Annotated in this window: 14 protein-coding genes; 9 read left to right on the top strand and 5 right to left on the bottom strand. The window is 65.9% G+C overall.

All coding sequences use genetic code 11. From position 1 onward, the window contains the following. Positions 1–13 precede the first annotated feature (13 nt). The 5 genes from AC731_RS14710 to AC731_RS14690 are packed head-to-tail and all read left to right on the top strand — an operon-like array spanning position 14 to position 4882. Positions 14–1006: an ABC transporter substrate-binding protein gene (locus tag AC731_RS14710; RefSeq protein WP_048707173.1), complete on the top strand. Its 993-nt coding sequence runs from the start codon at positions 14–16 to the stop codon at positions 1004–1006. Then, complete coding sequence (locus AC731_RS14705) at positions 1003–1968, top strand: carbon-nitrogen hydrolase family protein (protein WP_048707171.1); 966 nt, start codon at positions 1003–1005, stop codon at positions 1966–1968. Before AC731_RS14710 ends, AC731_RS14705 begins: the two co-directional genes overlap by 4 nt. Continuing rightward, positions 1965–3326 (top strand): amidase, encoded by a 1362-nt coding sequence (locus AC731_RS14700; RefSeq protein WP_048707168.1) that lies wholly within the window; start codon positions 1965–1967, stop codon positions 3324–3326. The genes AC731_RS14705 and AC731_RS14700 overlap by 4 nt, the downstream gene beginning before the upstream one ends. 9 nt (positions 3327–3335) lie before the next feature. Continuing rightward, entirely contained in the window at positions 3336–4130 is a 795-nt protein-coding gene (locus AC731_RS14695) for a sulfite exporter TauE/SafE family protein (RefSeq protein ID WP_048707166.1), read from the top strand. 47 nt (positions 4131–4177) lie between these two features. Continuing rightward, a complete protein-coding gene (locus AC731_RS14690; protein ID WP_048707164.1) occupies positions 4178–4882 on the top strand; it encodes a GntR family transcriptional regulator in 705 nt (234 codons plus the stop codon). A 91-nt stretch (positions 4883–4973) separates the two neighbouring features. Here the strand turns inward: AC731_RS14690 and AC731_RS14685 are convergent, their stop codons facing one another. The 3 genes from AC731_RS14685 to AC731_RS14675 form a co-directional block, all read right to left on the bottom strand. Then, entirely contained in the window at positions 4974–6584 is a 1611-nt protein-coding gene (locus AC731_RS14685; RefSeq protein WP_048707162.1) for a diguanylate cyclase domain-containing protein, read from the bottom strand. 131 nt (positions 6585–6715) lie between these two features. Next, positions 6716–7666, bottom strand: coding sequence for an aldo/keto reductase (locus tag AC731_RS14680; RefSeq protein WP_048707160.1), 951 nt, complete (start codon positions 7664–7666; stop codon positions 6716–6718). 35 nt (positions 7667–7701) lie between these two features. Then, complete coding sequence (locus tag AC731_RS14675; protein WP_048707159.1) at positions 7702–9039, bottom strand: NTP/NDP exchange transporter; 1338 nt, start codon at positions 9037–9039, stop codon at positions 7702–7704. A gap of 250 nt (positions 9040–9289) precedes the next feature. Between AC731_RS14675 and AC731_RS14670 the strand changes: the two genes are divergently transcribed. The 4 genes from AC731_RS14670 (at position 9290) to AC731_RS14655 (ending at position 13430) form a co-directional block, all read left to right on the top strand. After that, entirely contained in the window at positions 9290–10555 is a 1266-nt protein-coding gene (locus AC731_RS14670; RefSeq protein WP_048707158.1) for an OprD family outer membrane porin, read from the top strand. Positions 10556–10690: 135 nt separating this feature from the next. Next, positions 10691–11605 (top strand): methylated-DNA--[protein]-cysteine S-methyltransferase, encoded by a 915-nt coding sequence (locus AC731_RS14665; RefSeq protein ID WP_048707156.1) that lies wholly within the window; start codon positions 10691–10693, stop codon positions 11603–11605. Further along, entirely contained in the window at positions 11602–12513 is a 912-nt protein-coding gene (locus tag AC731_RS14660) for a bestrophin family protein (RefSeq protein WP_048707154.1), read from the top strand. Before AC731_RS14665 ends, AC731_RS14660 begins: the two co-directional genes overlap by 4 nt. Positions 12514–12671: 158 nt before the next feature. Next, positions 12672–13430 carry a GNAT family N-acetyltransferase gene (locus tag AC731_RS14655; RefSeq protein WP_082794339.1) on the top strand — a complete coding sequence of 253 codons (759 nt, stop codon included), beginning with the start codon at positions 12672–12674 and terminating at the stop codon, positions 13428–13430. On the opposite strand, the gene AC731_RS14650 is transcribed toward AC731_RS14655, so the two are convergent. Together AC731_RS14650 and parA are read right to left on the bottom strand one after the other, a co-directional pair. Further along, entirely contained in the window at positions 13372–13938 is a 567-nt protein-coding gene (locus tag AC731_RS14650; protein WP_082794338.1) for a hypothetical protein, read from the bottom strand. The two genes, AC731_RS14655 and AC731_RS14650, sit on opposite strands and share 59 nt — an antisense overlap. 3 nt (positions 13939–13941) lie before the next feature. After that, complete coding sequence (gene parA, locus AC731_RS14645) at positions 13942–14601, bottom strand: ParA family partition ATPase (protein ID WP_048707150.1); 660 nt, start codon at positions 14599–14601, stop codon at positions 13942–13944. Positions 14602–14647 lie beyond the last annotated feature (46 nt).

The following is a 14647-nucleotide window of genomic DNA, read 5'->3' as shown; positions in this document are numbered from 1 at the left end:
AAGGAAATTCAAAATGAAATCCGTCTCGAAGCTCCTCTCCGCCATCGCCCTGGGCACCGCGCTCGCTCACCAGCCCGCAGTCGCCGCCGACAAGATGGATACGATCCTCGTTACAGAGGCCTTCCATTCGCTGCTTTATTTGCCGGTTTACGTGGCAAAACATGAAGGCCATTTCAGGAACCACGGCCTCGATGTACCGGTGGTTCGCTCCGCAGGTTCCGGACCCACGGCCCTGGCATCCGTCCTGGCAGGCGAATCGCAGTTCTCGGTGCATGGACCTGAACACGTTGGCTTCGCTCAGGAGAAGGGCGGAAAGGCAAAAGCCATCAGCGCGGTCGCAAACAGCGCGCCCGTCTGGGTGCTGGCACGCCAGGAGGTCGAGTTCTCCTCACCGGCGGACCTCAAGGGCAAGAAGGTCGTGGTCGGCCTTGCCCCGGGAACGTCGAACACTCTTCTGAAGCGAATGATCGCAGATGCGAAGCTCAGCCCTCAGACGGACGTCACGGTCACCGAGGTCCAGAACGGATCCGAGCTGGGTCCGGTGATCGCCGGACGCGCCGACATCGCCGTCGCCTATCAACCCCAGGTCGAACAAGGCCTCTCCCAAGGGCTGAAGGTCATCTACGAATTCCCGAAGGACTATCCGGAGTATGCCTTCTCGACCATCAACACCTCCCAGCAGCTCATCGACTCCAATCCCGACCTGGTCAAGCGCTTCGTGAGCGCGATCGGCGACTCGTTGAAGATGATGCACACCTCGCCCGAGAAGGCGCAGGCTGTTGCGCGGAAGGAGTTTCCGAGCCTGGACGCTGCGGTGGTCGATACTGCGGTCAAGCGCATGCTCGCCAACAACGTCTATCCGCAGGGCGTCGAGATCACGCCCAAGGCATTCGACAACGCGATCGCCATGCAGAAGTTCGTCGGCAACATCAAGACGGACATGGTGTTTGCAGACATCGTCGAACCGCGCTTTTCGACCATGCCCATCGACGGTGGTGTGAAATGAGCCTCCGCGTCCTGGGGCTGCAATGCGGCCCCTGCCTTCCCGGCGAGACCCTGGGTGACCGCCTTGCCACGCTCGAAAGGGCGTTCGACGAGGCGCTTCTCGAACGCCCGGATACCGACCTGGTCGTCTTTCCAGAACTGATGGCCACCCCGTACTTCTGCCAGACCCGGGACCAAACGGCCTTCGCACACGCGGAAACCCTGGATGGCGAGACGGTAAAGCGATTCGCCGCGCGTGCGAAGGCCAGGGGAGTCTTCGTCCTGGTGACGCTCTTCGAGAAATGGGTCTCACCCGACAACCTCGTCCGCTACTACAACAGCGCGGTGTTGATCGATCCGCAAGGGGCGTGCCGAGGGGTTTATCGAAAGACCCATGTCCCGACCCTCCATCTCGAAACGCTGACGACCGACGAAGCCTATTACTTCGCGCCCGGTGATGCCCTACCGGTGTTCGAGGTTCGAGGCGTCTGCGTTGGCGTGCTGATCTGCTTCGACCGCTCCTTCCCCGAAGCGGCGCGCACCCTGGCCCGCCAGGGTGCCGAACTGATCGTGATTCCTGCGGCGTCCTCGGGCGCCGAGCGGGGCGAGCGCTGGGTCCAGGAATGTGCCGCGCGTGCGATGGAGAACGGCATCTACGTCCTCGGCGTGAATCGCGCTGGCCACGAGACACCCGCAAGCGACCAGAGCCTGGACTACTTCGGCAAGAGCTGTGGCTGCGACCCGACTGGCGAGGTGGTCGCCATGCTCGACGCTGCGCCATGGCGTGCGGTCGCGCTGACGGTAGATCCCGAGATGATCGAACGCACTCAGTACCGCCTTCCGCTGCGGAAGTTCCTGCGGGACGACCTCTACGGTCCCTGTCCGCCTCAAGTCGTCCGTGTCAGGCAGACAGCTGTCGATATGACGGTCGTCCCTTCCTTCGGACCCCGCTTCTACGTCCCGTCCGTCTCAGGAGAACAATGATGCTGCGCAGCCACGAAAACCTCGACTCGATTGCCGAGGCACATCGGCTTCTCAATGACGGAGCGATCTCGCCAAGCGAACTCGTCGAAGAACACGTCCGACGCATCGCCGAGCGCGAACCCACGATCAGGGCGTGGGCACACCTCGGACTTGAGGCGGCGCGGGACCGGGCCAAGGCACTCGACGCCAGACTCGGCACCATGGCGGCGATCCCGCCGCTGTTTGGCATTCCGTTTGGCGCGAAGGACATCATCCACACGCGGCAACTTCCGACCGAGGCCGGATCACGTGTTCTCGCGGGCTTCCAGCCTGACAAGAACGCGACCGTCATCGACAGGCTGGAAGAGCAGGGCGCCGTCATGCTCGGCAAGACGACGACGACTGAATTCGCACACATGGGCGGTCCGCCCAAGACCGCAAATCCATGGAATTACGCACACACACCCGGCGGTTCCAGCAGTGGCTCGGCAGCCAGTGTCGCTGCCTCGATGGCCATGTTCGCCCTCGGCTCCCAGACGGCGGGGTCGCTGTCGCGACCGGCTGCCTACAACGGACTCACTGTCCTCAAGGGAACATTCGGGCGCGTCAGCAAGGCTGGGGTGATCCCGGCAAGCTGGACGCTCGACCATATCGGCGGCTTCACGCATTCGGTCGAGGACGCCGTGCTGCTCTACAACGGCATCGCCGGTCCCGACCCGGAAGACGAGTTCACCTGGGCACTCCCATACCAACCGCTCGAGCTGCATGCACGCCGGGACTTCACCATCGGTTTCGTGGATCATCCCTACTTCGCAAGTGCCAGCCGCGACGTGCAGACCGGTATCGACGACGCGCGTCGTGCCTTCGAAGACGCCGGGGTTCGCGTGGTGGCCGTCCAACTGCCCGAAGGGTTCGAAGCCGCCGCAGCCGCACACGCGGTGGTGATGCAGTCGGAAATGGCCGCTTTCCACTCGGACTGGTACGCGCGGACACCGGACCGCTACACGCCCGAGGTTCGGGCTTATCTCGCCGATGGTCAGGGCCTGAAGGCGACAGACTATCTGCGGGCGCAGCGTATCCGTGCGCAATACCGGTCCGTGTTCGCTGAAGTGTTCGGGCAGGTCGATGCCCTCTTGACCCCGGCGGCCCCATCTGCCGCCCCAGCGGGACTCTCCGCAACGGGCTCGCCGGTATTCAATCTGCCTTTCACGAACCTCGGCCTTCCCACCCTGGTCGTGCCTACGGGATTCGACAGCACTGGCATCTTGCCGGTCGGCATGCAACTCGTTGCCCCTGCCGCACGGGAGCAGACGCTGGTCGATGTGGGCATGCTCTACCAGTCCATAACCGACTGGCACCGCCGCCGGCCCACCTTCTGAGGACGTATCGTGAGCATTGGACTGATCATCCTCAGTTACCTCGCGGTGGGCGCCGTCGCGGGCACCATGGCGGGCGTGTTCGGGATTGGCGGCGGACTGGTGATCGTTCCCGCGCTCATGCTTGCGTTCGCCGAGCAGAACGTGTCGGCGGATGTGGCCATGCACCTGGCCGTCGGCACTTCCCTGGCGACAATCGCTGTAACCGGGGCGTCCTCGGCCTGGGGTCACATCCAGCGCGGCAGCGTCAAGCGCGAGTGGTTCTTCCTCCTGCTACCGGGACTCGTCATCGGCGCCGTCGCAGGGGTCTTTATCGCCGGCAGGCTCAGCGGGGGCGTGCTGGGCAAACTCTTCGGCATCTTCCTGATCGTGATCGCGCTAAGGGTCGTGATCGGCTTCAAGCCAAAGCCGACCCAAAGCGCACCGACGCCGGTCGGCATGGGGGCCGCAGGGGCCGTCATCGGCGGGGTGTCGGCGCTGTTCGGCATCGGCGGTGGGACACTGAGCGTTCCATGGCTCTCCCGCTGCGGCGCGCCCCTGCCCTTGGCCGTCGGGACCTCTTCAGCGTGCGGGATGCCGATCGCACTCGTCGGTGCCGTGAGCTTTGCCATCGTGGGTTGGGGACATCCTTCGCTACCCGAATGGTCGCTTGGCTACATCATGTGGCCGGCCTTCATCTGCCTTGCCCTGACCAGCGTTCCCTTCGCAAGGCTTGGCGTGATCCTCGCCCACTCGCTGCCTCCGCAACTCATTCGGCTGTCCTTCGGTGGCGTCCTGCTCATCGTGGGGCTACGCTTCCTGCTCTAGCTTGACCTTCACGCATTGCCTCATCGCCCGGCACAGAAAGGTGAAACATGGAACAGCTTCGACCCATCCCGAACAAGACGAATCAGCTCGCGGATCAGGTGTACGAACGAATCAAGAAGGATATCTTCGACTTCGTTTTCTTGCCTGGCGATCGATTTACCGAAACCGAGATGGCAACGCGCCACACGGTGTCGCGTACGCCAGTCCGTGATGCGCTCTATCGCCTGGAACGAGAGGGCTACCTTCAGGTGTCGTTCCGAAGTGGCTGGAGCGTTCGCCCGTTCGACTTCAAGCGCTTCGATCAGTTGTACGACTTGAGGATCGTTCTCGAACTCGCGGCAGTGAAGCAGCTCTGTGAAGCCGAGTCGGCACCGGACATCGGCCCCCTTCTCGATGTATGGGCGATCCCGGAGGGCGAGCGTCTAACCGATGGCAATCAGGTCTGGGCACTCGACGAGGCATTCCACCATCAGCTGATCCTCGCCACGGGGAATCTGGAAATGGCGCGAGTCCATCAAGAGGTCACCGAGAAGATTCGGATCATCCGCCGGCTCGACTTCACTCAGGCCAGCCGCGTCGACATCACCTACGATGAACACCGGGAGATCCTTCGGCTGATCGCACAGCGCAAAGCGGCTCAAGCTGCGATTGCGATCCGATCTCACATCGAAGCCAGCAAGGCCGAGGTGCACAAGATCACCCTGCACATGCTGCACGAAGCGAAGCAGCGTGTGCAGGCTGGCGCCGCCTAGCGGAGCTCACACACCCGCCCCAGTTGCTGAAAATCACGCTCGCAGAAGCGCCGGCGCAAACCTTCCATGCGCTACGTCGAACGCCAGACTCTCACGCAAACGCGAACTCCACCCTATTGCGCCCCAGTCGTTTCGCCTGCAGCAAGGCGCCATCGGCCGCTTCGGTCAGTCCGGCAGCGGCATCGACCTCCGGATAGACCGAGATCCCGGCACTGAAGGTCGCGTAAAGCACCCCGCCGGGATGCGCATGAGGCAGCGCGGCAAAGTCCGTCCGGATGCGGTCGATGACGTTTCGCGCCATTTCGGGATCGACATCGGGGAGGGCGACGATGAACTCCTCGCCGCCGTAGCGGCCGATCAGGTCGGTGGCGCGCAAGCGCGCCTTCAGCAGCCAGGCGAGGCCGCGGATGACCTGGTCGCCGACCGGATGGCCGTAGGTGTCGTTGATCGACTTGAAGTGGTCGATGTCGATCATCGCCACCGTGATGCGCGCCGGCTCGACCGCGGCAGCAACCAAAGCCTGCAGCCGCGCCTTGGCGGCGGTATGGTTGAGCAGGCCGGTGAGGCCATCGACCCGGCTCGAACGCTGGGTTTCGCGGAAGCGGGCGATCTTGGTCTTGACGACCGCGGCAAGCAGCACCGGGTTGAAGGGCTTGATGAGAAACTGGTCGCCGCCGAGACGCAGCGCCTCGACCTGCATGCCGATGTCGGACTCGCCCGACAGATAGACGATCGGGATCGACTGATAGGCCGACATCTGGCGCAGCACGCGCGTGGCCTCGACACCATTGAAACGCGGCATGTGCATGTCCATCAGGATCAGGTCCGGCCGGTAATCGCGGAGGACTTCCAGCAAAGTGCCGGGGTCGCCGATCGCGTGGCTGTCGATGCCATGCTCGGCCAGCGTGCGCTGGATCAGCGCAGCCGCAACCCGCGAATCCTCGACGACCAGCACCCTGTGCTTTTCCTGTTCGTGCGTCTGGACCAGGTCGAGCACGCGGCTCAGTACCGTCGAAGACTGTTCGTCGGCCGGAATCGTCACGTCGATTCCGGCGCGCATCAACACCACGATCGGATCGATCTCGGACCTTACGCCCAGGAAGAACAGCTGGCTCGCCGGACAGGCCGCGCGGACCTGCTCGATACGGGCGAGGTCCTTCGGCTGCGCTACGGTATGGCTGGGCACGAACAGCACGGCAAGCGGCGCCTCGGCTTGCGGCAATGCGCAATCCCAGCACAGCTGGAACACCTGGAAACCGAAGTAGTGCAACTGCCGGCTGAGGCCTTCGGCCAGCTCATGCCCGTTGGCATCCGCAACCACCCAGACCGAGCGGGGCTTCACCCAATCGATCTCCTTCAAGGCCGTCGACGGCGTTTCGGCACGGCGCACGGGCACCGGCGCACGCGACGTGCCCACCGCACCCAGCAGCGTGTCGAGCTGGCGCTGCAGCGACACGATGTCCTGCTGCGGCAAGGGGTGGGCCGACTGGTCGCCCAGCTTGGCGAGCGCGGCATTCTCGAGCCCCTCGCACAGTCTCACCAGCCCCGGCAAGCGCAAGCGGTTGAAGTGCTCGGCCAGGCTATTGATGGCAACTGCGAACTCGATGAAGTGCTCGAAGCTGCCGTCCGCGGTATAGCCCTCCCAACGGGTACGCAATACGTAGAGTCGATCCTCGACGGAGGTAAGCGGCAAGCTGGACATGGCATGAGCTAGGCGAGCAATCACGCATTATGGCCATCATGACCTTGCGATACAAGCCATCCAGCCGGAATAGCCAGCGGTTGCGCTGCCTCATGTTTTTTCCAGAAAAACAGGATGTTGCAACGAAGACCTCACAAGTCCTCGACCAGGGCGATCATCCGCCGCCGCATGTCTGCATCGGGCAGCACCCCCAGCGCGCCGCCAAGGTTGTCGATCATGTGACGTGCCTTGCTGGTCGCGGGCGTGGCCACGGTCACGGCCGGATGCGACAGCACGAACTTGAGGAAGAACTGAGCCCACGAGTGCGCATCGAATTCAGCCGCCCACTCGGGAACCGCATGGCCGCGCACGCGCTCCCACAGCCGGGTGCGCCCGAAGGGCGCATAGACCAGCACGCCCACGCCGCGGTCCTGCGCCAGCGGCAGGATGCGCTCTTCCATCGTTCGGTTGTCGATCGCGTAGTCGATGCCAATGAAGTTGACCGGCTCGCGGGCGAGGATCTGCTCGAGCTCCGCATACTGGCGCGGGAAGGTGGTGGTGACGCCGATGTAGCGCACGCGCCCGTCGGCACGCAGCTCCTTGAGCAGGCCGAGCTGGGTCGGCACATCGCCGAGGTTATGCACCTGGATGAGGTCGAGCACCGGCTTGCCCAGACGCTGGAACGAGGTCTCGAGCTGCGCCCGCGCCGCCGCAGGGTCGGCCCGCCCGCCGCCCCATCCGGCCACATTGAGCTTGGTCGCCCAGAACACCTGGTCGGTGATGCCGAGCTCGGCGGCAACGCGCCCCGCCACCGCCTCCGACGCACCGTAGGACGGCGCGGTGTCGAACACCCGCCCGCCATGCGCGATCAGCGCCTGCAGCACCTCGCGCACGGCGGCGACGTCCTCGCTGCCCGCCACCTCGGCGAAGGTGGCCGAGCTACCCAGGCCCACGGCGGGCAGGCGCTGGCCGGACGCGGGGATGGCGCGGGTGATGAGCGCCAGCTGCTTGTCCGCGTTCGCGGCCAGCGACGGGACGCTCTTTGTGCCGAGCGCGACGCCGGTGGCGACGCACAACTTCAGGTAATCACGGCGGGAGATCATGTCGGGTTCCTCCAATAGAGTCTGGCTCCGGGACGTCACGATGACGACCGCGGCAAGGCGGCCCGCTCCGGTCCGCTTCCTTCTGCGGCAAGCGACTCGGCCATGGCCTGCTGCGTACGCCCCAGCCACAGAGCCAGCACCGCCCACATCAGCGCCAGCGGCACGGCAACGCTGGCCAGCGCCGCCAGCCCCATGCCCAGCCGCCCGAGCAGACCTTCGAGCTGCGCGCCGATCACATCGCCGCCGCGATAGACGAAGGTGTCGATGAAGGCCTTCGCCTTGTACTTGTCCTCGCGGTGCAGCACGGTGAACAGCGTCTCGCGCGCCGGCCGCATCAGCGCCCGCTGCACCGCGCGGAAGCTCGCCTCGAAGGCGATCAGCGCTGCCAGCGAACCAACCAGCGCCAGCCCGATGAAGCCGAGCGCGGTGGTCAGCGGCAGCAGGGCCAGCGTCAGCGGCACGCCCACCCACTGCATCAGCCGCCCCGCCACCAGCGCCTGCAGCAGCAAGGTGGCGACCTGGGTGATCAGGTCGATGCGTGCGAACACAGTCGTGCGCAGGTCGAGGTCGTCGCCCAGCTCGGCCACCATCTGCAGCCGGGTGAAATAGAGAAAGGTCGCCATCACCGCCAGAATCACCACATAGGCGGCGATGCCGAGCAGGTAGCGCGAGCCGAACACCGCCCGCACGCCCGCCCAGGCGCTGCCACCAATCGGCGCCTGCGCATCGACGGTGGCCACCGCATCGCCCGGTGTCGCGGCAGGCAGCAATGGGCGGACGCGCGCGATGCCCCACGCCGCCGCCAGCCCGGCCGCCAGGAACCCGGCCGAGACCAGCAGCAAGGTCGGCGTCCCCAGCGGCGTTGCCAGCTGCGAGGCCAGCCATGGACCGGCGATCGCCCCCAGCGTGCCGCCCACCGCAATCAGCCCGAAGAAGCGCTTGCCCTGCTCGAGCGTGAAGCGGTCGGCCATCAGCGCCCAGAACACCATCGTCGCGAACAGGTTGAAGACGCTGAACCACACGTAGAACACCAGTCCGCTCACCACACCCACCGCCGCGGGCGCCAGCACCAGCAGCAGGAAGAAGCCCACCAGGCTGCAGGCGAAGAAGGCGTAGGTCGCCGAGATGAACTGCAGCCGCGGCAAGCGGCTCACCAGCCAGCCGAACAGTGGATTGACCAAGAGCGTGACCACCGCGGTGCCCATGAACAGCCAGCGCACCGCATCGATGCCGCCGCGCAGGCCGAGCGCCTCGCGCGCCGGACGCAGGATCATCAGCGCCACCAGCACGCAGAAGAAGAACAGCACCGCCAGGCACACCGGCAGCACTTCGTCGCGGCGGACATCGAACAGGCGCTGCTGCCAGGTCGTCAAGGGCGGGGCCTCCGCAGGGACGGCGGGATCGCGCCCCGCCACGTTTTCACTGGACCCGATACCGCGCACCGAGTTCGCACGCCGCGCCGACGACCCGGTCCCGTCAGACGCTCCGGAGCGCAAGGGGCGAACTGATGCAATCCCGCCACAGCGTCCTGCAGCCGCTACGCATGAGTGCGAGAATCCGCGCCGCATGCGCCACTTACGGCGCGCCCGATCAGAACACCATCAACTTACAGGACCACACAACATGTCGAGCAAGCTTGCCGCTTTGATCGTATTGGGACTGGCGAGCGCAAGCCCGGCGCTGGCCGCCGGGCAGGCCGATGCCAAGGGTTTCGTCGAGGACAGCGCGCTCGACGTGCTGCTGCGCAACGCCTACATCAGCCGTGACTACAAGCAGGGCCGCCAGGACAAGGCCGAATGGGGCCAGGGCGCCATCGCTAACTTCAGCTCCGGCTTCACGCAGGGCACCATCGGCGTCGGCATCGATGCCTTCGCCGCCTACGCGGTACGCCTCGATGGCGGTCGCGGCCGGGCCGGTGCAGGCGGTATCGACTTCTTCTACCAGAACCCGACGACGGGCGAAGTGGATGACGACCTCGCCAAGGGCGGCGCCTCGATCAAGCTGCGCCTGTCGAACACCGTGCTCGCTTACGGCGACCTGCGCCCTAACCTGCCCGTGCTGAATCACGACAGCTCGCGCCTGCTGCCCGAGAGCTTCACCGGCACCATGATCACGTCGAACGAGATCGACGGCCTCGAGCTGACCGCAGGCACCTTCCACGCCCAGTCGCGCAAGAGCGACGAAGGCCGCGACAGCGGCGGGCTGAAGGGTATCGACGTGATCGGCGGCAGCTACAAGTTCAACGACGCGCTGAGCGCCTCGGTGTACGCCTCCGACGTCGAGGACGTGCTCAAGCGCCAGTACCTGAACCTGAACTACACGATGCCGATCGCCAGCAACGCGCTGACCTTCGACTTCAACGGCTACCGCACCCAGTTCGACGAAGACTTCGACGCGAACGAAAGCAAGAACCGCATCTGGAGCCTGGCCGCGACCTACGCCACCGGACCGCATGCCTTCACCCTCGCCTACCAGCGCAGCAGCGGCGACGTCGGCTACGACTACGGTTTCTACCAGAACGCCGGCGGCATCGGCGACGGCGGCAACTCGATCTGGCTGGCCAACTCCTACTGGTCCGACTTCAACGGCAAGGACGAGCGCTCCTGGCAGCTCAGCTACGCAGTGGATTTCGCCCAGTACGGCTTCCCGGGCCTGAGCTATCGCGTCGCCTACGTTCGCGGCAGCGACATCGACGCCGGTACCACCCGCAACGGCAAGGAGCGCGAGTTCTTCAACCAGCTGTCGTACAAGGTGCAGAACGGTGCAGCCAAGGATCTGAACGTGCGCCTGCGCGCTTCCGCACTGCGCGTCTCGGATGACGCTCGCGCCTACAACACCTCGGGCAACGAAGTCCGCATCTTCATCGACTACCCGTTCAGCGTCTTCTGAGCCTGGGCGCATGCGTGGAGCCGGTCGCGCTCCACGCATGCCCGGCATCGGTCCGCAAGAATCGGATTGATCGCCGGCAAGGGGCTGACATACTTCAGGCACACGCTGGCGCAGCCATCCGGAGTCCTGCCGACCATGTCACCCGCCGAACACCCCTCCCGCCACTATGCGCGCGTCGCCAAGGCCATCGCCTTCATCCGCGCGCACGCCCGCGAACAACCCACGCTCGACGAGATCGCGGCGGCGGTGCACCTTAGCCCGCAACACCTGCAGCGGGTCTTCGCCGAATGGGCGGGCATCTCGCCCAAGCGCTTCCTGCAGTTCCTGACCAAGGAGTACGCGCGCCATCAGCTCGCCGCCGCCGACACCTTGACCGTTGCCGAGGACGCGGGCCTTAGCAGCACCAGCCGCCTGCACGACCTGATGGTCAGTTGCGAAGCGATGACGCCGGGCGAGATCCGCACTGCCGGTCGCGGCATCGACATCGGCCACGGCGTCGCCCCCACGCCGTTCGGCGACGCGCTGATCGCGTGGACACCGCGCGGCGTATGCCATCTCGCCTTCGGTACGGCCGACGACCCTCGCCTGCTCGACGAACTGCGGGCGCGCTGGCCTGCGGCCACGCTCGTGCCTGACCCTGCACAGGCTCAGGCCCTGGCGCAGCGGATCTTTCCCCTCACGCCGACCCGCGGGCGCATTCATCTCGTGTTGCACGGCACGAACTTCCAGATCAAGGTCTGGGAGGCACTGCTGCGCGTCGAATCCGGCCAGATATTGAGCTATGGACAGCTTGCCCGCCGGGCCGGCGCGCCGCGCGCCGCGCGTGCCGTCGGCAGCGCCCTGGCAGCCAATACCATCGGCTTCCTCATTCCCTGCCATCGCGTGCTGCGCGAAGGCGGCGATGTCGGCGAATATCGCTGGGGCAGCGAACGCAAGGCAGCCATGGTCGCATGGGAAGCCGGCCGCGCATTGACCACACACGAGACCGTTCAGGCACGCGAAAACCTGCCAGAATCCCGCTTTGCCCGATTGCCCCACCCCTCACCGTGATCGTTCGTCCCCGTCCGCACTGGATCCGACTGCTGTTCGTCCGTCGCGGCTCGCTGATTCACCGCATCTTCTGGCAGCAACTCTTCGTCTTCCTGTTGTCGTGCGCGGTCTTCGTGGTGCACGGCGAGCTATTCCACTGGAAGGTCACGCTGACGGCCGCACCCTTCTCGCTGATGGGGGTCGCGCTCGCGATCTTTCTCGGATTCCGCATCAACGCGAGCTACGATCGCTACTGGGAAGCGCGCAAGCTGTGGGGCGCCGTGCTGATCGCCACCCGCAACCTCGCCCGCCAGGCGCTGACACTCACCGCCCGCGGCGACGGGGTGCGCCCCTTCGTGCTCGGGCTGGTGGCCTTCGCCACCGCCATGCGCAACCAGCTCCGCCGGCAGCCCTGCGACACCGGGCTCGAAGGTCTGCTACCCGAAGATGTCCGCAAGCGCCTGACCGGCACGCGTTCAGCACCGAACCTGATCCTGGTGTGGCTCGGCCAGTGGCTGGCCACACAACGCGAGGCCGGCCAGCTCTCGCCGATCCTCGCCCAGCACATGGAAGCCGGGCTGGATGACCTGTCCGCCGCGCTGGGCGGCTGCGAGCGCATCGCCAACACGCCGCTGCCCTTCACCTACTCGGTGATCCTGCATCGCAGTTCCTACTTCTACTGCATGCTGCTGCCCTTCGGCCTGGTCGATTCGATCGGGGTGATGACGCCGCTGGTCGTGGCCTTCGTGTCCTACACATTCTTTGCGCTCGAAGCCCTCAGCGACGAGATCGAGGAACCCTTCGGCACCATGCCCAACGACCTCGCACTCAACGCCATCGTCGCCGGCATCGACGCCAGCCTGCGCGAGATGCTGGGCGAGACACCGCCCCCGGCGCCGCAGCCCGACGCCGACTTCGTGCTGCGCTAGGCAAGCCAGACGACGCGCCGCTCACCGCCTGACCGCTGCATCGCGCCTGTCCAGCCCCGCTCGCCTCGGGCACCCCAGCCCGCGTGCGCGCCCTGTCATCTTCCTGCAATGAAGGCCAAGGACAATCACGCGGATTCTTCTGCACTCGGCTCAAGCCCATGCGCGCGCACCCGGCTCCCGCGCCAGTTCCCCCACACCATCGTCCATTCAATGTCTGGCGCGCCGCCGACGGCACCACGTTGACACTGCGTCCGGTGTGCCCGGAGGACGTTGAACGCACCCTCCGCTTCGTCGAGTCGCTGTCCTACGGCACGCGCTACTTCCGCTTCGGGCGGGGCGACTTCCGCCTCGAGGAAGCCGAAGCCCGCTGCATCTGTTCACCCAACCCCACCGAGTGCGTCGCATTCATCGTGCTCGCGGCACGCGAGGGCGACGAGCAAGAGGTCGCATCCGGCCGCTACTGCCTCGACGCCGACGGCCGCAGTTGCGAGTTCGCCCTGGTCGTGGGCGACGACTGGCAAGGAAACGGCATTGCACGCAGGCTGATCGCGACGCTGATCGACAGCGCAAGCCGTCGCGGCCTTGCGCGCATGTACGGGCGGGTGCTTGCCACCAACCGGTCGATGATCGCGCTGGCACAACGCATGGGTTTTCACCTCAAGCCGACCGAAAGCCGGGCCGTGGTCGAAGTCGAACGCCTGCTGGACGGCGACACGACAACGCTCCCGCCCATGCCGCCGACGCAATCGATCGACGGTACAGCACCTGAAGGCCCGGCATGCCTGCTTCCCGGTCCGCAGGTGTGCCGGAATGCGGCCCGCCGTGCCAAACGAGGCGCCGATCACCCCGCAGCAGGAGTCAACGCTTCTTGCCGCGCTTGCCCTTGGGCACCTTGGGCAAATCACCGACGAGGTTGATGATCTCGCCCAGCCCGCGGCTGGCCAGCAGCGCCACGCCTGCGCGCAGCACTTCCGACTTGCTCGCCTCGTAGCCCGCCTGCGCCAGCGCGTCACGCAGTGCCTTGATGCGCTTGTGCTCGCTGGCCGGCATCGAGAAAGAGTCGCGCGCGACCTTCTCGTGCCTGTCCTTGTCTGCCTTCGTCTTCCCGGGCTTGGTCTTCTCGGTCGCCGGGGAGCGCGCTTTGGGGGGTCGGTCCACCGAAGCGGGGCGGGATGCAGCCTTGGGTTCGGCGCCGGAGGCGGCGGGGGGCTTCGCCTCGGCCTGACGCGCAGCAGCCGCAGCCGGCGCGCTCACCGCGGCTGGTTTCTGCCGCGTACGCGCTGCAGGCGCCGCTGTCGGCGTCTTCCGGCTTGCAGGCTTCGCAGCCGGGGTCCTGGGCGGTGCGGGGAGACGCTCGGCCAGCGAGCTGTCCTCCTGCTTGAGCGTTTCACGCAAGCGCGACTGAGTGTTCTTCGTGCTAACCATGAATCATCCTTCGATCAGTCCGAGTACGGCCGAGACCAGTTGCTCGACCTCCTCCTGGGCAGCGGCCGCAGCACGGCCGAGCCCGAACACGGAGGTACCGCGCACGGCGCTCAGCGCATAGGCGCTGCGCTGCGACAAGGAGACATCCAGCACCGGCAGCTCGAAATCCTGCAGCACGTCGAGCACGTCGCCCGCCAGTGCCGTGCGCGTCACCCGGTTGGGCAGCAAGGCGCCGCGCAGCGCAGGACGTTGCTGCTGGCGATCGAGGATCAGACGCTCGATGCCGCGCGTCGCCCACAGGTCGGTCGGGCTGGGCACCACCGGCACCAGCGCGAGGTCGCACAGCTCGAGCGCGCTCATGGTGTGCGAGTGCTCGATCGACGGCGGGCAATCCATGACCACGATATCGACGCCGTTGGCGACAGGCTTCAGCGTGCGCGCCATGTCCTTGGGCTTGCCCTGCAGGCGCACCAGCTGCGCCGGGAAGGGGCTTTCGGGCGATGCGGATTCGGCCCAGCGCGAGGCGCTTTCCTGCGGGTCAAGATCGGCCAGCGCAACGCGGTAGCCGGCCAGTGCCAGGCCCGCCGCCAGTTGCATCGCCACCGTGGTCTTGCCCGATCCGCCCTTTTGCGAAATGAGGGCAATCAGCGTGGGGGCGCTCATGTGTCATCCGGAAAAGGTAATACGGCAGGATGCTATCGCAAGCGTC

Source organism: Thauera humireducens, assembly GCF_001051995.2.
GTDB classification, from domain to species: Bacteria; Pseudomonadota; Gammaproteobacteria; order Burkholderiales; family Rhodocyclaceae; genus Thauera; species Thauera humireducens.
Note: the sequence above shows the minus strand (reverse complement) of the source record. Positions and strands in the feature narration are given on the sequence as shown.